This window comes from Lonsdalea britannica (assembly GCF_002111595.1).
In the GTDB taxonomy this organism is placed as follows: domain Bacteria; phylum Pseudomonadota; class Gammaproteobacteria; order Enterobacterales; family Enterobacteriaceae; genus Lonsdalea; species Lonsdalea britannica.
In genome coordinates, this window is the sequence record NZ_LUTN01000011.1 from 84489 (window position 1) to 104982 (window position 20494).

The following is a 20494-nucleotide window of genomic DNA, read 5'->3' on the forward strand; positions in this document are numbered from 1 at the left end:
TCAGTGTTTAATCATGATGTGACGTACGATCGTGTAATCCTCCAACCCGTACATCGACATGTCCTTGCCGTAACCGGATTGTTTCTGACCTCCGTGCGGCATTTCGCTGACCAGCATGAAATGCGTATTCACCCAGGTGCAACCATACTGCAGTCGCGCGCTCAGACGATGCGCCCGGCCAAGATCCTGCGTCCAGACGGAGGACGCCAGCCCATACGTTGAGCTATTGGCCCATGCCAGCACCTCAGCCTCGTCGTCAAACTCCGTCACGCTGACCACCGGCCCGAACACCTCTTTCTGGACGATTTCGTCGTCCTGCATCGCCCCGGCCAGCAGCGTCGGCTGGAAATAGTAGCCCGGCCCTTCGACTTTCGCGCCGCCGGTCACCACTGAAATATGCGGCAGCGCCTTCGCCCGTTCGACGAACCCGGCAACGCGGTCGCGATGCGCAGCGGTGATCAGCGGACCCAATTCGGTGGTTTCATCCTCCGGCGACCCTATGTTGAGAGTGGCAATCGCCTCGCCCAACGCCGCCACCAATCGATCATAGATGCCTTTCTGGGCATAGACGCGACAGGCGGCAGTGCAGTCCTGCCCGGCGTTATAGAAACCGAAGTTGCGGATCGCTTCGACCGCCGCCGGTATATCGGCGTCGTCAAAGACGATCACCGGGCTTTGCCGCCCAGTTCCATATGCGTACGTTTTACCGAGGACGACGTATGGCGAATGATGTGCTGTCCGGTCGGAATCGAGCCGGTCAGCGACACCATGCGCACCTTCTCATGGCCCGTCAGGACATCGCCGACGGTAGGCCCGTCGCCGAACACCACGTTTATCACCCCGTCGGGCAGAAGACCGACCGCCAGTTCAGCCAGTTTCAGCGTCGTCAGCGGCGTCTGCTCCGAGGGTTTGATGACGACGCAGTTGCCTGCCGCCAGCGCGGGGCCTAGCTTCCAGGCCGCCATCATCAACGGATAGTTCCAGGGTGCAATCGAGGCGACGACGCCCAGCGGATCGCGGCGGATCATCGACGTGTGCTCCTCCAGATACTCCCCACTGGCCATTCCGCTCATACAGCGACAGGCGCCCGCGAAGAAGCGGAAGACGTCCGCTACCGCCGGGATCTCATCGTTCAGCACGGCATGATATGGCTTGCCGCAGTTAAGCGATTCCAGACGAGAGAACGTCTCCGCGTTCTGTTCAATACAGTCCGCTATCTTCAGCAGGCATTCCGCACGCGTTTTCGGCGTGGTCTGTCCCCAGGAAGCAAAAGCCCGATCGGCACTCTCCACCGCCAACGCAACCTGCGCAGGGGATGCCTGAGCGATGTGCGCGATTTCCTCTCCGGTCGCCGGATTATAGACAGGCAGCGTATTGCCTTCACCCGCGACTAAACGTCCGTTGATCACCATGTTTGTCTGCATCATTGGGTCCTCAGTCATTGTTTCGCATCACAGCACGCACGCCATGACGTTCATTTTCAGCGGCCTGCGGGCTATTTGCCGTCGCCGGACACATCCGTTGTTTCTTTTGTGAGATACCAAGCCCCGAGGATCGGGATCATGGTCAATATCATCAGGCATAGCGCCACCACGTTGGTGACCGGCACATCGCGCGGTCGCCCCAGCTGGTTCAATAGCCAGATGGGCAAAGTGCGCTCATGCCCGGCGGTGAACGTCGTGACGATGATTTCGTCGAACGACAGCGCGAAGGCCAGCATCCCGCCAGCCAGCAGCGCCGTCGCCAGATTGGGGAGAATCACGTAGCGAAAAGTCTGCCAACCGTCGGCGCCCAGATCCATCGACGCCTCAATCAGCGAGTGAGAGATACGCCGGAACCGAGCGATGGCATTGTTGAACACAATCACGATACAAAACGTGGCGTGGCCGATCACGATCGTCATCATGCCGGGCTCGATGTCCGCCGCGTGGAAAGCGGCCAGCAGCGCCAGTCCGGTGATAATGCCCGGCAACGCCAGCGGCAGCATCAACATCAGCGTGATGCTGTTCTTACCGAAGAAGTCCCGCCGATAAAGCGCGGCGGCGGCCAGGGTGCCCAGCACCAGCGCAATCAGCGTGGAGAAACAGGCGATCTGTAGCGACAGGCTAATGGATTCGAAAATATCCCGTCGCTCCGCCGCCAACTGGAACCAACGCAGCGTGAAGCCTTTCGGCGGGAAGCTGAACGCGGCCTCTTCGGTATTGAACGCGTAAACGGCGATGATCAGCAGCGGAATATGCAGAAACAGCAGTCCGCCCCAGGCCGCTAGCCGGAGCGGTAGCGGCGCGCGTTTAGAGTGCATCGAAGGCCCCCAATCGTTTTACCAGGGAGAGATAGATGGCAATCAAGACAATCGGCACCAACGTGAACGCCGCCGCCATAGGCAGATTGCCGATGGCTCCCTGCTGGGAATAGACCATGTTGCCGATGAAATAGCCCGGCGGTCCCACCAGCTGCGGCACGATAAAGTCGCCCAACGTGAGTGAAAAGGTGAAGATGGAACCCGCGGCAATGCCCGGCACCGCCAGCGGCAAGATGACATAACGGAAGGTCTGCTGCGGCTGAGCGCCTAAATCTTCCGAGGCTTGAATGAGCGATACCGGCAGGCGTTCCAGCGCCGCCTGTATCGGCAGGATCATGAACGGCAGCCAGATATAGACGAACACCAGAAAGCGCCCCAGTCCGGAGGTCGACAGCGTGTTTCCGCCGATGCCCGGCAGCAACAGCAGGCTGTGCAAGCCCCCTTCCAGCCCGAGGTGGCGCAGAAACCACTGAATGACCCCATCCCGCGACAACAGCAGCGTCCAGGCATAGGCTTTGACGATGTAGCTGGCCCACATCGGCATCATCACCGCGACATAAAAAAAGGCTTTCTGCTTGCCACGGGTGTAACGCGCCATGTAATACGCGATCGGGAACGCCAGCACGGCGCTGAACAGCGTGACGCACACCGCCATCACTACCGTGCGCGCGATAATGTCGTAATTCGTCGGGCTGAACAGCGCCGCGATGTTCGCCAGCGTCAGCGTCGGCGATACCGTCATCGTGAAATCGTCAAAGGTATAAAAACCCTGCCATAGCAGCGTCAGTAACGATCCCAGATAAACCGCGCCGAACCACAACAGCGGTGGCGCCAGCAGCAGCGCCAGATAAAAGCCCGGCCGACGATAGAAGAAGTCGAACAGTCGATGACATGAGCTCCGGGGCATGGCGGGAGCCAGAATGGCTGCGGTCGTCATCTCACCCTACCTCCTGCAGCGCGACCATTGCGCTACGCGCCCAACAGGCGGTCAATGGCTGGCCGATGGTCCAGGGGGGCTGGACAGCGATGCGCTGATGGTTGGTTTCGCTCGCCAGCAGACGCTCGCCCGTTTTCAGCACCAGCTCGTAGCGGGTCGCCGCGCCCTGATAGTGGATATCCTTAATCTGGGCGGCAACGCGAATATCCCCGGCGATATCGTCCGGCGCGGAGGACGCCAGGCGAATGTGTTCTGGACGAACAGCGAAACATCCTGCCGCTCCGGTCAGCCTCAGCGCCTGCTCTGACGACAGCACGTTGGACGTGCCGACAAACTCCGCCACAAACGGCGTCTTAGGGTTCATGTACAGCTCACGGGGCGTATCCACCTGCTCGATGCGGCCGTTATTGAAGACCGCCACCCGGTCGGACATCGACAAGGCTTCGCTCTGATCGTGCGTCACGAAGATGAAGGTGATCCCGAGCCGCCGCTGGAGCGTTTTGAGTTCGCCCTGCATTTGTTCGCGCAGTTTGAGATCCAGCGCGCCGAGCGGTTCATCGAGCAGCAACACGCTGGGCTGATTGACTAACGCGCGAGCCAGCGCCACGCGCTGCCGCTGCCCGCCGGACAGCTGCGCCGGTTTACGCGCCGCGACAAAGCCGAGCGCCACCCGCTCCAGCGCCTCCTGCGCCCGGACGCGGCGTTCATTTTTTCCGACGCCCTTCACACGCAGCCCATAGGCCACGTTGTCCAACACGGTCATATGTGGAAACAGCGCATAATCCTGAAAAACGGTGTTCACATCACGCTGATAAGGCGGCAGTCCGCTGGCTTCGCGCCCGTGAATCCGGATGGACCCCGAGGAGAGCTGTTCGAAACCGGCGATCAGTCTCAGACAGGTGGTTTTTCCTGACCCGGACGGACCGAGCATGGAAAAAAACTCGCCGTCTTTGATGTCGATGGAGACGCGATCCACAGCGCGGACATCCCCAAAGAGTCGGGAAACATTAATAAATTCCACAGCGTTGGACATAATCAACTCCTAGTGGATGGGTTTTTATCGTGAGCCTTAAAATCCATCGGAAAAATAAAACAAAAAACGGCAAAAATAACGGGACCCATTGGAATAAAAAGCCTGAACGGTTAAATCATCAACCGCGAAATAATGAATTCTGTTTCGTCGATTGAAAGCCTCGTTTTATTTTTTTATCCCTCGTTTTATTCAACGCCCGCCCATAATGGCAATATAATCTTGCGTCCAGCGGCTATAGGGGACATATTTTCCGCCTTCGGACTGCGGCGTTTTCCAGAATGCGATTTTATCGAACTGCGTCGCGCCATTATTCTCACACCCTTCAGCCCCCAACAGCGCATTGCCTTTACAGGCGGCCGGCACCGCCGGTACTGAGCCGAACCAGGCGGCGATATCACCCTGCACTTTGGGCTGCAACGACCAGTTCATCCATTTGTAGGCGCAGACCGGATGTTTGGCATCCGACGCCAGCATGGTGGTGTCCGCCCAGCCGGTGACGCCCTCTTTAGGCAACACGGTGGCAATCGGCTGACCTTCGGTTTTGAGCGCATTCGCCTGATACGGCCAGGCGCTGGAAGCCGCGATGCCTTCATTTTTGAAGTCGCTCATCTGCACAGAGGTGTCATGCCAATAGCGATGAATCAGCGCATGCTGGCTGCGTAACAGCGTCAGCGCCGCCTGATACTGGGGTTCCGTCAGTTGATATGGGTCGGTAATCCCCAACTCCGGCTGCGTGTTTTTCAGGTACAGCGCGGCATCGGCGATGTAGATCGGTCCGTCGTAAGCCTGCACCCGTCCCTGATTGGTCTTGCCGTCCGGCAATGTCTGCGCAGTGAACACCACAGACCAGCTTTCCGGCGGCGTCGGGAACACCGTCGTGTTGTACATCAGGAGGTTAGGCCCCCACTGATACGGGGTGCCGTAGATTTGGCCGCCGACCGTGTACCACGGTGCGTTGATCAGCCGCGGATCGAGATTTTTCCAGTTGGGAATGGCGACAGTGTCAATCGGTTGAACACGCTTGCCATAGATCAGTCGCAGCGAGGCGTCGCCGGAGGCTGTCACCAGATCGTAGCCGCCCTTCGCCATCAGGCTGACCATTTCGTCCGAGGTCGCGGCGGTTTTGACGTTGACCTGGCAACGGGTTTCCTGTTCGAACTGCGTGACCCAATCGTAGTTTTTATCGCTTTGGCCCCGCTCGATATAACCGGGCCAGGCCACAATATCGAGACGACCTTCCCCTTGAGCGGATAATTGCGGCGCGGTCGCGTGAGCCATATTCAAACCACACAAGACACTCAGGCAAATAGCGGATAATGACATCCTGGCATGATATTTTTCCATACTGATTCCCCGTCAAGATTGGCTTATTTGCGGCACAATAACGCCACACGTTTTTTATTATCTGTGTCTGCCTTTTTATAATAAAAAAATACTATTGTTCGAGCGCGGTCTTAAAATTGTCGTTTGAATTTGGCCATGATGTGCCGAACCACGCTGTAATTTTGTAATGAATAACTGGATAAATCATTGCCATAGCCGGAACGCTTTAATCCCCCGTGCGGCATTTCGCTAATCAGCGAAAAATGACTGTTAATCCACGTCGTCCCGTATTGCAAACTGGCCGCCACCTGCATGGCGGTATCGATATTTTGCGTCCAGACCGACGACGCCAGCCCATACTCCGACTCGTTTGACCACTGGACCACCTGCTCCAGCGACGTGAAACGGGTGACGCTGACCACCGGGCCGAAAACCTCACGCTGCACGATTTCGTCGCTTTGCAGGCAACCGGCCAACAGCGTCGGCGGGTAGTAAAAACCGGGGCCATCCCACCGGCCTGCGCCCGTAATGCGCTCGATGTGCGGCTGACTCAGCGCGCGTTCGACGAAGCTGGAAACCCGGTCGCGCTGGCGGGCGCTGATCAGCGGTCCCAAATGGTTGTCTTCGTCTCGCGGCTGCGCCATCCGCAGTCGGGACACCGCACCGCCTAACGCGTCAACCAGCTGTGCATAAATGCCCGACTGCGCATACACCCGACAGGCGGAGGTGCAGTCCTGCCCCGCGTTGTAGTAGCCCCAGGTGGCGATCGCCTCGACGGCATCATCGATATCCGCATCGTTGCAGACGATCACCGGGGCTTTGCCCCCCAGCTCCAAATGGGTGCGCTTCACGTTGCTGACGGCGGCGTTCAAAATTCGCTGACCGGTCACAAGATCTCCGGTCACGGACACCATACGCACCCGCGGATGATTGACCAGCGCGCTGCCCGCGCTCTCGCCGCGGCCGGTGATAATATTCAGCACGCCCGGCGGCAGTAGCGTATTCAAGGTGGGCGCCAGCGCCAGTATGGTCAGCGGCGTGTGCTCGGAAGGCTTGAATACGACGGTGTTGCCCGCCGCCAGCGCCGGCGCGATTTTCCAGGCCGCCATCATCAACGGGTAATTCCACGGCGCGATGGAGGCGACGACGCCGAGGGGGTCCCGGCGGATCATGGACGTATGTCCGTCCAGATACTCTCCCGCTAACTGCCCTTGCTGGCAGCGCACCGCGCCGGCGAAAAAGCGAAAGACATCGGCGGCGGCGGGAAGATCGTCATTGAGCGCCTGATACAGCGGCTTGCCGCAGTTAATGGCTTCCAGCTGCGCCAGCGACGCAGCCTCGCGTTCTATCGCATCTGCGATCCGCAACAGCACAATAGCGCGTTGCGACGGCGTGGTTCTGGCCCACGCGGGGAAGGCTCGCTGAGCTGCGTCTACCGCCTCGGCGACCTGCGTGGCGGAGGTTTCCCTCATCCTGGCGACGACTTCTCCATTGGCAGGATTAACGATGTCCTGCAATGTGCCATCGCCGTCAATCAACTGCCCATCAATCAAATGCCTGCTGGAAAAGCGGGCGATAAAATCCTCATCCGACATCGCGTTTCCCTGTTTCTACTGTCGCGCCCCGGAGGGGGATATCCACATAAAACCAACGCCAACGAGAGGTGTGATAGTGCGTTGAAAACACAATAGGGAAAGTCGACGGGCATCAACCACTATTAAATATTGAAGGCAGCATTCGAATAAATCGAATGCTGTTTTATTTCCATGCAGGCTGGATTACGAACTCTTGCGCAGCCCGCTGTTTTCGCGGGCGACGCTGAGGAAGGGGGAAACCAGTTTGGGCCGTGTACTGCCCCGACGCCAGGCCATACCGATTTCTAATGGCTCGATAGGATCGGTCAATTTGCTCGCTTCAATCATATTTCCCTCAAGCGACCAAGCGCGATAAGTCATGTCAGGAAGGATAGACAGCCCCATCCCGGCGGCGACGAGACTCCGTACGGCTTCGGTCGAGGTGGTCTTCATGGCAATGTCCGGCGTCAGGTTGGCTTTGCTCCAGATACGCCGGGCGTGAATATCCATCTCATCCACGTTGAGCTGAACCAGCGGCTCCGTCACCACATCGGCCAGACTGATGCTCTCGCGTTCCAGGAGCGGATGAAGCGGCGGCAACCAAAGACGGTACGGCGAATGACACAGCACTTCGGTCTGTAAGGCATCGCGATCTTCCAGGTTGGAGAGGATTAATACGCCGATGTCGATCTCGCCGCTCACCAACAGATGTTCGATGTATCTGCGCTCATCCTCCACCACCTGCACCACCACATTGGGATAGGCGTCTTTGAAATGTTTGAGCAGGTCGACGAGAAAGTAGCCCGCCACCAGGCTCGTCACGCCCACCGTCAGGGAGCCGGTAATGCTTTCAGTCCCGGTTCTCAGGCTGCGGGTCGCATTTTCCACCGTCGCCAAAATCAGATAGGACTGACGTAAAAACTGATGTCCCTGATGGGTCAGCGTCATGCCTTTGGCGTGACGTTCAAATAAGCGCACGCCGGTCTCGGTTTCCAATTGTTGAATGGCCAGCGTGAGCGATGACTGAGAAACGAAGGCGGTTTGTGCGGCGGCGGAAATGGAACCGGTCTCGGCAACCGCAATAAAGTGCCGGATTTGACGTAGCGTTAACATAGCCGTCAGGCGCCTCTTCAAAGTGAGTCAATGGTCAATAGATATCACGCCATTCGTTTTATCGAAAGCACCGTCATTTTATGAATGCCTTTGCCGCCATCGTTTCATCATCAGCCATGAATCCGTGATTTAACCGGTTGTCTACGGTCGGTTCGATCTACCGCCCTGTTTCAAACACGACGTTCGGCTCACGTTTGCACGGCTGATATGTGGCGAAAACGGCGTAACACTGCGAAAAACGGCGCTTGGTTTTTCTCATCGCCACGGCGGCTGTCGCAGTGACTTCCTCACCCGAGTGTTATGTCTTTTTGAAGTAATGCATTGCCAGATTCGTGCTTTTGATTCGCGCGTCGGCATTGTTATAAGGGAGCTATCTCTATGACCGCCCGCGAGACTCTGCTTATGATTGCTATCCAGGCACCGCAAACCTACCTCAACCGCGACGGACTGATCGGCGAAGTGGGCGACTTTATCGAACCGCTGGCCTCACGCATTCTGATTATCACCAGCCCCCGGGCTTGGCAGGCGACGTCCCAGGCTATCGAATCCAGTCTTCATCAACACGATATCCTGTACGACGTCGTCTTCCAGCAAGGCCCGTGTACGCATCAGGCCATAGATCAACTGGCGACGGCGGCCAGAACCTGGGACGCCGAACTGATTTTGGGCGTCGGCGGCGGTCGGGCGCTGGACTGCGCCAAGGCTGTAGGCGATCTCCTCGGACAGTTGCCGGTGATCGCCGTGCCGACTATCGCCGCCACCTGCGCCGCGTGGTCGCCGATTAGCGTGATCTATGACGGACGCGGCGCACATGTCGCTCCCCTGCCGTTGAAACGGCTCCCCGTCTGGGTCCTGGTCGATAGCGAGGTGATTGCGCACAGCCCGGCGCGCTATCTCAAAGCCGGGATCGTGGATGCGCTTGCCAAATGGTATGAATTCCAACCCTATCTACAAGTGGAAACGACCTCGCTGGCGCTGGTGTTGAAGGCGCAGGCCGCAGGTCTGGCGCTGGAAACCTTCAAGCGTCACGGCGCTCAGGCGGTGACGGATAGTGAAGATCACCGCGTCACGCCCGCGCTGCGGCAGGTCATCGACGCCAATATCGCGCTGGCGGGCTTGGCCAATAGCATGAAGGACAACGTGGCGCGCGTCGGCGTCGCGCATGCCATTCATAACAGCATGACCCGTCTGCCTGGACTTCATCACTGGCTGCATGGCGAGAAGGTCGGCTTCGGGCTGGCGGTACAGGCGCTGTTAAATACCGAGCGGGAAGAGGAACGGCAGCCGCTGCTCGCGCTGCTGTCGCGCTTCGGCAGTCCGCTAACGCTGACCCAGTTAGGATTGGCGGACAAACCGGATCAGGTCGAACGTATCGCGCGCCATGTCCGTATCCGCTCCGCCGCGCTTCTACCTTTCGCGGTGGACAGCGACACTATCCTGAAAGCGCTGTGGGAAACAGAGCATCTGGCGGCCGTCGCTGCCTGACGGTGCTTTTCTTACTCTCGGCCGTGGCGCCAGACCGTCGCCGCGGCCCTGCCGCGTCCTCGACGAACCGAAAAGGCGCCTGTCCACAGGACAGAAACAGCGTTGAACTCGGTGGGAGTGACCACATTAATAAAAGCATCGCGCCTCCATCCCTCCGCCACGTCAGATCTTAACCGACGCACATCTATCTCCTAATTGATCCGACCGGTTGAGCACGGGCTAACGTTCAGAGGCGGGGCCACCGACATGCAGGCCGAATCATCGGGTATTTGAGCAACGCTAACGCAGGCGTTTCGTCCGTGTCGCACTCTGAAAACGGTGTGCATGAATGCCCGGCTGCCTCCACTTATCCTGACGCTGACGCCGGATACTCATGTTTTCGCCGTGTAACTCCGCTATATTATCTGTGGTTCCGGACCCGACAAGGTGTAAAATTTCGGTTCAGAATCAGGTTCTATCCACCATGTAACCGTTATCACTCTCGGCGACGAGGATGGGATACAACCTGGTTTTCATCCGGAACCCATCGTTCAATTATGCAGGAGGCGTAATACATGCAGAGGAAACAGAAGATAAGGTATGCGACAGCTGCCGTCATCGTTGTACTGGTGCTGGTCGGGTTCTTCCTGTTCAGAGACAGCAGCGATGCGCTGTGGAATACGGTCACGGAAAAGTGCGTTCCCAGTCAGCAGCAAGGCTCTCCCGCGCCTTGTCTTGCGGTTGATAGCCATACCCAGTCCGCGCTTATCAAAGACAGAAACGGGCCTCATCACGACCTGCTGATCCCAACCGAGAGAATCTCGGGAATCGAAAGCCCCGTGTTGCAAGAGCATCAGGTCCCCGCCTTTTTCGCCGCGGCCTGGGAGGCGCGTAAGCATCTGTCCAACGAAGCAGGCAAAACGCTGCCGGACGACATTCTGGTGCTAGCCGTCAACTCACGCTATGCGCGCACGCAAGATCAACTGCACATCCACATCTCTTGCCTGCGCCCCGAGGCTTACCAAACGCTGCGCGAACAGGGAAATACCTTAACGACCGACTGGCAGCCGTTGGGCGAAGAACTGCGTGGACATCGCTATCTGGCGAAAAAGCTGACTTCGCAGGATCTGACGCGAGATGACCCGTTCAAAGAGCTCTCTGCCTATGTGCAGCGTCAAGGCGACAGCATTGACAACTATGGACTGGCACTCACCGTCACCCCCGATGGCGAAAAACTGCTGCTAGCTAACCGAGGCGTCCGCTTCGGCTTCAACCGTGGCTCAACCTCGGAGTTGATCGATACTCAGTGTACGCTGGCGCGTTAATCGATAGCGGGACCGGTTGATGGGTCCCGCTTGTTTTATCAGGCCATCGCCTGCGACATAAGCGCAAACGCGCGAGGCCCTTCGAGGGCGTTTCTCCACGGTTCGCCGCGCACCATGACTACCGGCGCATCCACCTGCATCAGACCGCACCGGGATAACCATTCCCCCAGTCCCTGCGACGCATGCGTATCAATACGCACAAAATCGTTTACTCTGGCCTGCATGAGCCGCGCGATGATCCGCTGCGCCTCCGGCACGCCGTGGGCGATGACCGGACCGATCGTCCAGCCGCGGCCGAAACGACGACTCGCGCCCCAACCGACGATGCGCTCGCCTTCTTCCAACACCCAGAGTTCCGCATGGCGAAACAGATCGGACACCAGCGCCGAACGCACCAGACCGTTGGCCTGCCAGTCCTGTTCCGTTAAGTCGGGGAGATCCTCTTCGCGCGCAAGACGAAGCCGCTGCCCAGCTTTATCTTCCACGCGCGGAACAGCCGTCAGACAGGCGGTCTGAAACTGCTGAGTTTCGCCGACCGCCGTGAAGCCCAACGACTGATACAGCGGAAGCCCGGCGACGGTGGCATGCAGCCTGAGCTGTCGCTCGCCCAACGCCGCGACTCGCTGTTCCAAGAGGCGACGACCTATGCCCTGCCCCTGAAATTCCGCATCGACCACAACCAAACCTAGCGTGGCCCACTCGGCTCCCCAGCGCCAGCTCAGCGCCGTGCCCACTATCTGCCCCTCGCACTCGGCAACCGTCCCATCGCCCAGTCGCAACGCCTCCTGCCAATCCTCCACCCGATGCGGCCAGTTCAACTGCTGGGCAAGCCGATAACCAGCCAGGCAGTCGGCCTGCGTCATCGGACGCAATATGATCCCCATCACCTTTCCCCTCTTGTTCTGTTAACGTCCGCGGTGCCATGCATAACGTTAACGAGTCAAACCCGCTTCGACCCCGCGACTTTCGCCCTGCGCGCGCCGAGACCTTATTGTGCGAACCTATCTGAAGCCCCTTTCCAACGCAATGCTCTCACACTCCGGCTCAATCGCGGCCAGCCACTGCTTGCCAAGCCTACCAAGACTGACATAACGTGAGTTCTATCGCGCCTATCAGTGGGTGCCGCTGCCTGCAATCGCGTTCATATCAAACCAATGGGGAATATCATGGCCGAAAAACAGCATACTTACCGGGTAAACGTACGTTGGACGGGAAATCAGGGCAGCGGAACCGAAAGCTATCGCGGCTATAGCCGCAGCCATGAAATCAGCGCCCAGGGTAAAGCCTCCACCCTCGCGGGCTCGTCAGATCCCAGCTTTCGCGGCGACGAGACGCGGTGGAATCCGGAGGAGCTGCTGTTGGCCTCCCTTTCCGCCTGTCATAAGCTGTGGTATCTGGGCCTTTGCGCCGGGGCAGGCGTGAGTGTGCTGGAGTACGAGGACGCCGCTGAGGGCGTTATGGTCGAGGAGCAAAATGGCGCGGGACAATTTCTGTCGGTCACGCTGCGGCCACGGCTGATCGTGACGGCAGAATCAAATCTGCAAACAGCACGTGAATTGCACCATCAGGCTCACGAAATGTGTTTCATCGCCCGTTCGGTCAATTTCGAGGTGCGCTGCGAACCGGTCATCACGCCATCCGCTGCATAAGCCTACGCCATATCTATCGCCACTCCTCCTGAGCAGCCGTCGAGTCCCTCCCTCCGGGGGGACGGCGCTCACACACGGTTCCACACTCACCTTAGCGAAGCGGCATTTTGCCCGCATGGACCCCGGCACTGAGGCTTCAGTATTGTTAGCGTCTAAAACATCTTCGAAGACAGTCGAAATCAAACTGACGTACTTCCATCAGATGGACTTGGCGCATATGACCCCCTCAATAAATCAACAGCGCATGCAAGACGCAACCCGCTAATGCTCACTCATGGCAAGCCATTTCACTTAACAGACTTATTTTATCTTACCGGCCATAACTTCCCCTTTTTAATAAAAACGGATATTATCACGAGAATTAAATCATTATGTGATGACGTATTTTCTGACATAAGAATCAATAAAAAACCTTAATATATCCAAGCCTAACGCTACAAGGAGTGTTATATCGTGGCTAGAAGAATGGTAGCGCGCTACCCTTATTTAAATATGATATACAGGATGCTAAATATAGTCCCACCCAGTGATATATTTTGCGCAAAGGTAACCCCAGACAGGCAGAGCCCCCCGAATGAAGGCCAAATATATCAGAGACATCTCACGTGGCCACCCAGAAAAAAAACAGTTAGACGTCAATCACTTCATCACACCTCTCTTTACTCCAGCGACAAAACTCCCGAAACCGCCTTTCTTGTAAACGATTCCACCGCTCACTTCTCATTTATTTTATTGCCCAGAATAGTGACCTATTTATTTAACCCTTTGGTTCCTATAAGGCGTTATTTCCCTGCCCCAAAAAGTCTCCACCATCACACTTTATTTTCACTTTAACGACGCGATACTTATGAAAAATACTTATTTTTTACACAATAAGACTCAACGTCATTTTACCCTATCGCCTGACCCCGTTTGGCTGGCGATAATTAAACCGGTTGCAGTATTGAAGACAACGCTGAAATGGGCGTGCGACGATCGTACGCGGCATCGAGAGAGAAAAACGGGTCACAGCGGACCGCTGATCATGCGTTCTCGTCGCTGGAAATATTTCTCCAACGGCGAATTCTATTGGTTGTACAGCCGACGTCAGCAGCAGGGCGCTCACAGTCTGGCTCCGGGCGGAAAAGCCAGCATAACGGACGCACTCAAAAAATGGGCGCAGGGTCACCTGCTGCCGAGCAAACTGTCTATCAGACAAACAGAGGGACTCCATGGCTGACTTTAACTGGACCCTATTTCTTATCGCCTCGTTCACCTTTTGCGCCATCCCCGGCAAGGACGTGCTGTGCATCACCGGTAACTTTCACCGGTTTGGCCAGCGAGCCGCGCTGAGCGGGATCGTCGGACTCGCGCTCGGCGACTATTGCTATGTGATTTTATCCTGGCTGATTATCAGCTTCACGCTGGCGGCATCGCCCGCCCTGCTGACCCTCGTCAAACTGCTGGGCGCGCTATTTTTAATCTGGGAAGCTGCCGCATATACCGCCGGCCCCCGGCGGCGCGGTATTTGTCTAAAAGTATGACGATAGCGCCAGTACATCCCTCCTCGTTTTTTCTACAGGGAACCCTCCGCAGCCTGCGGAACCTCCGGACGGGCATTTTTTTCCTCGCCTTCTTTTCCCAGTTCGTCTCGCCAAACAGCTCCGGCGATATGTTTATCCTGATGGGAACGCTGTTTTGCCTGGGAACGTCCGGTTTCCATTTGGCGTATTGCTACCTGTCTCCCTGGCTTAAAAAACGGAGCGTCAACGATATCGATTTCTTCCTTTCGCAAGTGCCGGCCATGTTGCTGTTAGCCATTGGTAGCTGGATGACATGTGAAATTGCCTGGGGGGTGATGCCGTCGTAGAGAGAAAATGACAAGCGCCGCGCGATGCGCCAGCCGCTAAATAGCACGGCGCATCGCGCAGCGTTCGTTAAAACAGATCTTAGGTGCAGGCCGCCGTGGGATACGGGCCCGGAATAGGGCCCGCTCGCTCGGATGTTTTATGCCCGAGAGTCACCGGAAGGCGTCGTCTGACGCAGGCGCCATGAACTCCAGACAAAGGCGAGCAACATAATGACGACGGCATACATCATGTTGTCACCGATGACTCCGGCGACGCCAAGACAAAACAGGCTCGCCAACAGCGCCATCACTCGTTGATGACCGTGAAGCAAGCGACATGCCGACAGAGAAGCCGCCAGATAGATCATCACAAAGACGCCGTTAGCACAGGCGATCAGGCTATCCAGACCGATAGACCAACCGTACTTGAGGGCGACGGTGATGGCGACGGGAAGTACCGCAAACAGCGTCGCCACGACCGGCGCATGAAAACGGTTACGGTACGCCAGACAACGACTTATCGCGTCCTCTCCCTTCATCGAAACAATCAATCGGGTAAAACTGATGATGTAAAGATTGACTGCGGCAAGACAGGTCAAAAAACCCATCAGGCCGATGACTATTGCCCCAGTTCGACCAAAGGCTTGTCCAATTAGCCGGGGCAACGAGGAGATATTTTCGACTTCGTTGCCGAAGGCGGAAAAACGCAGCACGGTATAGCTCAACAAGCAATACAGGCTGAGCGCGATAGTCAGAGAGATGACAATTGTGCGGGGAAAGTCTCTTTCAGGAGACGCGAATTCTGGCGCGAGATGCGCTACAGCCTCAATGCCCACGAAGCACCAAAAAATAATGCCCATCGCCTTGAAGAACGACAACAGGCCATCGCCGCCAGTCGGTATGACCTTAGGAGCGGCGAGCGGTGCTTCCATGAAGCCCACCACAATGACGCTGATCAAGACCAGCGCCGTCAGCACCGTGATGCCGAACTGCACATTGCCCGAGAGCGTGACGTTGAAGGCATTAACGATCAGAATCAGCGACAGCATGAGCAGCGCGAAATAACCGCAGTAGACCGGGGAAAGCCCGAGGCAATACGCCAGGTAGTTGGCGCCGGTGATCACCACCACCGGCGGACCGATGGGGATGACGGAAAGGTACAACCAGGAGATGCTCTGCCGCAGGCGATGCCCGTAGGCCAGTTCAACAAAGTGTGCTGTACCCGCGCTGTGGGGAAAATGACGCCCCAGCAGCGCGAAGGTGAAGACCACGGGCAGCACCAGCATCGTCATTCCCAACCACGCCAACCACGCCCACGGTCCGGCAAGTCCGGCCACCATGGCCGGAACAATAAAAACACCTGAACCTAACAGCGTAGAAACCAGAAAACCCACTCCTTGATGTAGACTTAACTTACCGCACTGCTCAGACATGCCATTTCTCCCTTTATCGAACTCCTGTCATCCAAATGACGACAATGGCACAAACCATGAACACGTAACGCTTTATCGTCGGGACGGTCCGCATTCCATATATCGATCAGCGAGCGCTCACGAATATTGCCGTAAGTGGGCTGGCTCATATTGAAACAATCGTAAACGTCCCCGATGGAATTCACGTTCAGATTCGTACCGATACGATGACAATCTCCGGCCAGTTCGCCGACGATAATTCCGCGATCGTTTTCACGCTTAATGATTTTAATTGGCCATTCGAAGCCCATCTCCCGATCATATTGCCGGATGCGGCTAACCTCTTCAACCAGACGCGTATAGGGCACAAGAAAATCGTCATAACGGTGCTGTTTGGCGCTGCCTTCATACAGCACGGTATCAACCAACGGAAAAATAGTGTGACTGCGGCAATAACTCCAAATATCGTAAATCTCGTCGATATTCTCCGGTAAAACTGACGTTTCAATCGCCAGTCGGGTATTTCCTTTTTCCAAACGGTTGAAGCCAACGTCCATGAGGTTTTTCAACCCACGTCGCATTTTAGACGCGGCATTATGAATGCCACCGACGATTTCATTTTGGACATCGTCTTTGAAACTATTAATTTTTCCGATAATAGAAACGTCGCGCGCATAAAGTTTCTCTGCGGTATCACTGTTAATCGCCGTCATATTAGAGAACACGATACAGTGCAGACCTTTATCGCCAATATAATCGATCACTTCCCAGAAATTACGCGCCAGCAGCGGCTCTCCCGCCCCCGCGACCAACACGGTTTTAATGCCTAGCGCCAATCCATCGTCCACCATTTTTTTGATCTCTTCTGTAGACAGTTCGTTGTCGAACTTTTGCGTCTGGGTATAGCAGAAGGGACATTTAAAATTACAAATGTTTTCCAGCATAATGGTGAGCGTTAATAACTGACGATCTCTTAACGCGAAATAAACATCCTGTTTGGTAAAGGCATTTCCATGAAGTGAATACATTGATTCTGTTTCCTTAATTAAAAAATCGCAAAATGCCCAGCCACACTATATCTATGTCATTTATTTAAATTTGACCAAGGTCAATCTAAAAAACTGTCAATTTTAATTATTATTGAGAATATAAAAATAAAATAAACAATATTCACTAAAAGCACTTCGTTACAGGTAATAATAGCGGACCGTCAAAGGGATGGTTCTCTGACTTATCGATATAAGAAAAGCCCGACTCCTGCGTACTGTAAAAACACTGCATTCCTAGCAGATAAACATGCGTCATTAAAATCTAAATACGAATCAATTAAGGAAATAATAACACCATTAAACCACCGCCACGATGAAATGAATCACACGATTGGACGTCTTATTTTAATACCCCTATATCATGCGATCGTCTGTTACCATCTTCCTTGCTGGCGCGACTATAATTTCTTGTCTCGATAATCAGCCATCAAACCATTGTTCCATATTGGTGCCTGACCGGAGTCTCATGCTGAGAAAGAGTGCAATGACGTCGTCGCAAAAAGGCACAGCCCCTCCCGGGTTATTCGGCGCCAACTTACCTTTTCCCTCATGGCATAGTCGATAACAGCGGGAACGTGTATTATCCCGGCCGGATTATTCCGTTTAACACGCGGGCGCTGGCACATTAATTGCTGCCTTTAGTCCAGAGCAATCATAAATTCTTGGATGACAACGGGATAATGTTATGGCGAAAGAGAACGCAGAGAGCAAAGGAAAGCTGGGATTATGGCAGGTCGTGATCATCGGGGTGGCGTACATGACGCCCATGACGGTGTTCGACACCTTCGGCATTGTATCCGGCCTGACCGAAGGCCGTGTGCCGCTCGCTTATTTGCTGGCGTTGGTCGCCGTTTTGCTCACAGCGCTCAGCTATGGCCGCATGGTAAAAGCCTTTCCGGAAGCGGGCTCGGCGTATACCTACACCCGTAAGACCTGCGGTAATCAGGCCGGATTTATGGTCGGCTGGGCCTCGCTGCTGGACTACATGCTGCTGCCGATGATCAACGCGCTGCTCGCGGGTATTTACCTGAGATCGCTGTTTCCTCAGCTACCGCCGTGGATCTGGATTGCCACCTTTACGCTGCTGGTGACCTGGATTAACAGCCGCAATATTAAATTGTTGGCCAACCTGAACTTCCTGTTTGTCGGCGCTCCCGTCGTGCTGATGGGCGTGTTCATCTATCTGGTGATACAGGGCGTCAGCCATCAGGGCGGCCCCCATGCCGTCTGGACTCTGCGCCCCCTGCTTAACGGCGACACCAGCATAATCCCGCTCATTGGCGGCGCGGCGGTGCTGTGCTTCTCTTTTCTAGGGTTCGATGCCGTGACGACCTTGTCCAACGAGACGCATGCGCCGAAGCACACGATCCCCCGCGCTGTCTTTCTCACCGCCCTGATCGGCGGCGCCATCTTCTTTACCGCGTCCTGGTTCATTCAACTGTATTATCCGACCAACGCGCAGTTCAAGAACCCCTCAGAGGCAATGCCGGAAATCGTTCTGTACGTGGGCGGCGCGCTGTTTCAGTCACTGTTTCTGGTGGCGATTCTCGTCAATACGTTCGCCTCCGCGCTGGCCTCTCACGCCAGCGCCGCGCGCCTGCTTCACATCATGGGCCGCGACGGGATTTTCCCCGGTTCCTTTTTCAGCTACGTCCACCCGCGACTCGGCAGCCCGTTGTACTGCGTACTGTTTATCGGCGGACTGTCGATGAGCGCCATGTTCTTCGGGTTGGATACCGCCGTGTCGCTGATCAGCTTTGGTGCGCTGGTGGCGTTTACCGCGGTCAATGCGTCGGTCATCGCCCTGCATGTCATTCGTCACAAACGACTGTCCTCTGCCCGTGAGTGGCTTTTCAACCTGATTCTGCCCCTGCTCGGTATCGGCACAATTGGCGTCATGTGGGCACATTTGGAAAAGGATTCGATGATTCTGGGTCTGGTCTGGTCGGCCATTGGGCTCGGCTGGATCATTTGGTTCCGGGTCACCAAACGGGAACTGGTCTTTTCTTGACGGCTGGCGCGGTTCCTGAACCGCGCAGCCTCATCCGTTGATCGTTAGCCGCGACGTCGCATCAGGTCGTCACGGCGGTCGGCGTCGGCGCGCGACTTCTCTCTCACCGGTTCCAGCCAGTGCTCCGCGCGCGCCGGGCTTAGAATAAACACGCCGTCGTCATCGCCGAACGCCATATCGCCGGGATGAATTGTTACCCCGCTGACGACAATGGGCTGGTTGACCTCGCCGCCGGTGCCCAGCGCACGCGTGGTGATCGCGCTGATGCCGCGACAGAACACGGGCCACCCCAGCGCCCGCAACTCACGGACATCCGTCACCGCGCCGGACACGATCACGCCCGCCAGCCGTTTAACCTGCGCCGCGAGTGTCCGTAGCTCGCCCCAGCAGGCGCGTTCCGCGTCCTCCATCGCATCGATCACCAGCACATCGCCCGGCTGACTGAGCAACAGCGCCTCGCGCAGTGCGCCGCCGTCCGGCATCCGCAGGCTGACGGTCACCACATTCCCCGCCACACTGACGCCCGGAGACAACGCTCGAATGCCGCGCAGATAGCCCTCCTCCGTCAGATGGCCCAGCGCGGAGGTCGACATTCCTCTCCATTGCGCCAGCACATCGTCACTCGTCCGCTGCTGACGGGGCGATACGTGATAGTTCATCGTCGCGTTCATCTCCATTAGAAGTAGAAGGCCGCTCGCGGCCAAAGGGAATACACAGCGGGGTCTGGAAAAAGGGATCGGGGATGATACGGCAGTCCAGATTAAACACCGTTTTCACCATAGCTTCCGTCAGAATGTCGGCAGGTCGCCCCTGCGCGAATGCAGTTCGGTTGTGGACTGCCACCATGTGATCGGCATAGCGGCAGGCCAGATTCAGGTCATGCAGCACCATCACAATCGTCTTACCGGCCTGACGATTTAGATCGCGCAGCAGATCTAAGACCTCAATCTGATGCGCCAGATCGAGATAGGTCGTCGGCTCATCCAGCAGCAATACCTCCGTATCTTGCGCCAGCGTCATTGCGATCCACACCCGCTGCCGCTGACCGCCGGACAATGCGTCGACCGGCCGTTCGGCCAGCGCCGTGGTGCCGGTCTGCTGCAACGCCTGAGAGACAAGGGCTTCATCCTCCTTCGACCACTGTTGAAACCAGTTCTGATACGGATAGCGCCCCAGACTGACTAACTGCCGGACGGTAATCCCCTCCGGCGCATCCGGCCGCTGCGGCAAGATCGCCAGTTGCCGGGCCACCGCGACCGTAGACTGGCGATGAATGTCCTCGCCGTTCAGCAGCACCGCACCGGCCTGCGGCGCCAGCAGCCGGGCAAATGATTTTAACAACGTACTTTTCCCACAGCCGTTGCTGCCGATCAGCACCGATATTTTGCCGCGCGGCAGCTGGATGTTCAGCCGATCGATGATGATCTGATGCGGGTAGCCGAGCGTCAGATCGCGGCTGGTGATAGCAGTCATT

Annotated in this window: 18 protein-coding genes and 1 pseudogene; 7 read left to right on the forward strand and 12 right to left on the reverse strand. The window is 56.5% G+C overall.

Annotated features, from left to right (window positions below):
• The 7 genes and pseudogenes from patD to AU509_RS10860 all read right to left on the reverse strand — a co-directional run bounded on the left by patD (position 1) and on the right by AU509_RS10860 (position 8282).
• Positions 1-1424: pseudogene (gene patD / locus AU509_RS10830) on the reverse strand (aminobutyraldehyde dehydrogenase).
• A gap of 71 nt (positions 1425-1495) precedes the next feature.
• Positions 1496-2302, reverse strand: a complete 807-nt coding sequence (locus tag AU509_RS10835; protein ID WP_085651957.1) for an ABC transporter permease — start codon at positions 2300-2302, stop codon at positions 1496-1498.
• Positions 2292-3209: an ABC transporter permease gene (locus AU509_RS10840; protein ID WP_099045377.1), complete on the reverse strand. Its 918-nt coding sequence runs from the start codon at positions 3207-3209 to the stop codon at positions 2292-2294. Before AU509_RS10840 ends, AU509_RS10835 begins: the two co-directional genes overlap by 11 nt.
• A 31-nt stretch (positions 3210-3240) precedes the next feature.
• Positions 3241-4272 carry an ABC transporter ATP-binding protein gene (locus AU509_RS10845; RefSeq protein WP_094118316.1) on the reverse strand — a complete coding sequence of 344 codons (1032 nt, stop codon included), beginning with the start codon at positions 4270-4272 and terminating at the stop codon, positions 3241-3243.
• Positions 4273-4461: 189 nt separating this feature from the next.
• On the reverse strand, positions 4462-5595 hold the full coding sequence (gene ydcS, locus AU509_RS10850) for a putative ABC transporter substrate-binding protein YdcS (RefSeq protein ID WP_409359762.1): 1134 nt from the start codon (positions 5593-5595) through the stop codon (positions 4462-4464).
• Positions 5596-5726: 131 nt separating this feature from the next.
• The gene (locus AU509_RS10855; RefSeq protein ID WP_094118318.1) at positions 5727-7190 is read right to left on the reverse strand and encodes a gamma-aminobutyraldehyde dehydrogenase; all 1464 of its coding nucleotides are present in this window, start codon (positions 7188-7190) and stop codon (positions 5727-5729) included.
• 183 nt (positions 7191-7373) lie between these two features.
• The gene (locus tag AU509_RS10860) at positions 7374-8282 is read right to left on the reverse strand and encodes a LysR substrate-binding domain-containing protein (protein ID WP_094118319.1); all 909 of its coding nucleotides are present in this window, start codon (positions 8280-8282) and stop codon (positions 7374-7376) included.
• 402 nt (positions 8283-8684) lie between these two features.
• On the opposite strand from AU509_RS10860, the gene AU509_RS10865 reads away from it, so the two are divergent.
• Positions 8685-9767, forward strand: a complete 1083-nt coding sequence (locus AU509_RS10865) for an iron-containing alcohol dehydrogenase family protein (RefSeq protein ID WP_094118330.1) — start codon at positions 8685-8687, stop codon at positions 9765-9767.
• 554 nt (positions 9768-10321) lie between these two features.
• On the forward strand, positions 10322-11071 hold the full coding sequence (locus AU509_RS10870; RefSeq protein ID WP_085652626.1) for a CDP-diacylglycerol diphosphatase: 750 nt from the start codon (positions 10322-10324) through the stop codon (positions 11069-11071).
• 38 nt (positions 11072-11109) lie between these two features.
• Here AU509_RS10870 and AU509_RS10875 read toward each other — a convergent pair whose 3' ends face one another.
• The gene (locus tag AU509_RS10875) at positions 11110-11955 is read right to left on the reverse strand and encodes a GNAT family N-acetyltransferase (protein ID WP_094118320.1); all 846 of its coding nucleotides are present in this window, start codon (positions 11953-11955) and stop codon (positions 11110-11112) included.
• Between the two features lie 282 nt (positions 11956-12237).
• Between AU509_RS10875 and AU509_RS10880 the strand changes: the two genes are divergently transcribed.
• The 4 genes from AU509_RS10880 to AU509_RS17975 all read left to right on the forward strand — a co-directional run bounded on the left by AU509_RS10880 (position 12238) and on the right by AU509_RS17975 (position 14569).
• Complete coding sequence (locus AU509_RS10880; protein ID WP_085652628.1) at positions 12238-12720, forward strand: OsmC family protein; 483 nt, start codon at positions 12238-12240, stop codon at positions 12718-12720.
• A 943-nt stretch (positions 12721-13663) separates the two neighbouring features.
• Positions 13664-13939, forward strand: coding sequence for a hypothetical protein (locus tag AU509_RS10885; RefSeq protein ID WP_139824045.1), 276 nt, complete (start codon positions 13664-13666; stop codon positions 13937-13939).
• Positions 13932-14243, forward strand: a complete 312-nt coding sequence (locus AU509_RS10890; RefSeq protein WP_094118321.1) for a hypothetical protein — start codon at positions 13932-13934, stop codon at positions 14241-14243. The genes AU509_RS10885 and AU509_RS10890 overlap by 8 nt, the downstream gene beginning before the upstream one ends.
• The gene (locus tag AU509_RS17975; RefSeq protein ID WP_139824046.1) at positions 14228-14569 is read left to right on the forward strand and encodes a LysE family translocator; all 342 of its coding nucleotides are present in this window, start codon (positions 14228-14230) and stop codon (positions 14567-14569) included. Before AU509_RS10890 ends, AU509_RS17975 begins: the two co-directional genes overlap by 16 nt.
• A 137-nt stretch (positions 14570-14706) precedes the next feature.
• On the opposite strand, the gene yjeH is transcribed toward AU509_RS17975, so the two are convergent.
• Positions 14707-15981 carry an L-methionine/branched-chain amino acid transporter gene (yjeH, locus tag AU509_RS10895; RefSeq protein ID WP_085652631.1) on the reverse strand — a complete coding sequence of 425 codons (1275 nt, stop codon included), beginning with the start codon at positions 15979-15981 and terminating at the stop codon, positions 14707-14709.
• A complete protein-coding gene (locus AU509_RS10900) occupies positions 15957-16988 on the reverse strand; it encodes a radical SAM protein (RefSeq protein WP_085652632.1) in 1032 nt (343 codons plus the stop codon). Before AU509_RS10900 ends, yjeH begins: the two co-directional genes overlap by 25 nt.
• A gap of 706 nt (positions 16989-17694) precedes the next feature.
• Between AU509_RS10900 and AU509_RS10905 the strand changes: the two genes are divergently transcribed.
• Positions 17695-19020, forward strand: coding sequence for an APC family permease (locus AU509_RS10905; protein ID WP_085652633.1), 1326 nt, complete (start codon positions 17695-17697; stop codon positions 19018-19020).
• A gap of 44 nt (positions 19021-19064) precedes the next feature.
• Here AU509_RS10905 and AU509_RS10910 read toward each other — a convergent pair whose 3' ends face one another.
• Together AU509_RS10910 and AU509_RS10915 are read right to left on the reverse strand one after the other, a co-directional pair.
• Positions 19065-19679, reverse strand: a complete 615-nt coding sequence (locus AU509_RS10910; protein WP_085652634.1) for an RraA family protein — start codon at positions 19677-19679, stop codon at positions 19065-19067.
• Positions 19639-20493 (reverse strand): ABC transporter ATP-binding protein, encoded by an 855-nt coding sequence (locus AU509_RS10915; RefSeq protein WP_085652651.1) that lies wholly within the window; start codon positions 20491-20493, stop codon positions 19639-19641. Before AU509_RS10915 ends, AU509_RS10910 begins: the two co-directional genes overlap by 41 nt.
• Position 20494: the final 1 nt, after the last annotated feature.

Bases quoted from the DNA above. Each gene is read 5' to 3' on its own strand.
- AU509_RS10845 (WP_094118316.1), bottom strand. From the start codon at position 4,272: ATGTCCAACGCTGTGGAATTTATTAATGTTTCCCGACTCTTTGGGGAT.
- AU509_RS10910 (WP_085652634.1), bottom strand. From the start codon at position 19,679: ATGAACTATCACGTATCGCCCCGTCAGCAGCGGACGAGTGACGATGTG.
- ydcS (WP_409359762.1), bottom strand. From the start codon at position 5,595: ATGTCATTATCCGCTATTTGCCTGAGTGTCTTGTGTGGTTTGAATATG.
- yjeH (WP_085652631.1), bottom strand. From the start codon at position 15,981: ATGTCTGAGCAGTGCGGTAAGTTAAGTCTACATCAAGGAGTGGGTTTT.
- AU509_RS10900 (WP_085652632.1), bottom strand. From the start codon at position 16,988: ATGTATTCACTTCATGGAAATGCCTTTACCAAACAGGATGTTTATTTC.
- AU509_RS10905 (WP_085652633.1), top strand. From the start codon at position 17,695: ATGGCGAAAGAGAACGCAGAGAGCAAAGGAAAGCTGGGATTATGGCAG.
- AU509_RS10835 (WP_085651957.1), bottom strand. From the start codon at position 2,302: ATGCACTCTAAACGCGCGCCGCTACCGCTCCGGCTAGCGGCCTGGGGC.
- AU509_RS10840 (WP_099045377.1), bottom strand. From the start codon at position 3,209: ATGCCCCGGAGCTCATGTCATCGACTGTTCGACTTCTTCTATCGTCGG.
- AU509_RS10890 (WP_094118321.1), top strand. From the start codon at position 13,932: ATGGCTGACTTTAACTGGACCCTATTTCTTATCGCCTCGTTCACCTTT.
- AU509_RS10860 (WP_094118319.1), bottom strand. From the start codon at position 8,282: ATGTTAACGCTACGTCAAATCCGGCACTTTATTGCGGTTGCCGAGACC.
- AU509_RS10875 (WP_094118320.1), bottom strand. From the start codon at position 11,955: ATGGGGATCATATTGCGTCCGATGACGCAGGCCGACTGCCTGGCTGGT.
- AU509_RS10865 (WP_094118330.1), top strand. From the start codon at position 8,685: ATGATTGCTATCCAGGCACCGCAAACCTACCTCAACCGCGACGGACTG.
- AU509_RS10855 (WP_094118318.1), bottom strand. From the start codon at position 7,190: ATGTCGGATGAGGATTTTATCGCCCGCTTTTCCAGCAGGCATTTGATT.
- AU509_RS10870 (WP_085652626.1), top strand. From the start codon at position 10,322: ATGCAGAGGAAACAGAAGATAAGGTATGCGACAGCTGCCGTCATCGTT.
- AU509_RS10915 (WP_085652651.1), bottom strand. From the start codon at position 20,493: ATGACTGCTATCACCAGCCGCGATCTGACGCTCGGCTACCCGCATCAG.
- AU509_RS10880 (WP_085652628.1), top strand. From the start codon at position 12,238: ATGGCCGAAAAACAGCATACTTACCGGGTAAACGTACGTTGGACGGGA.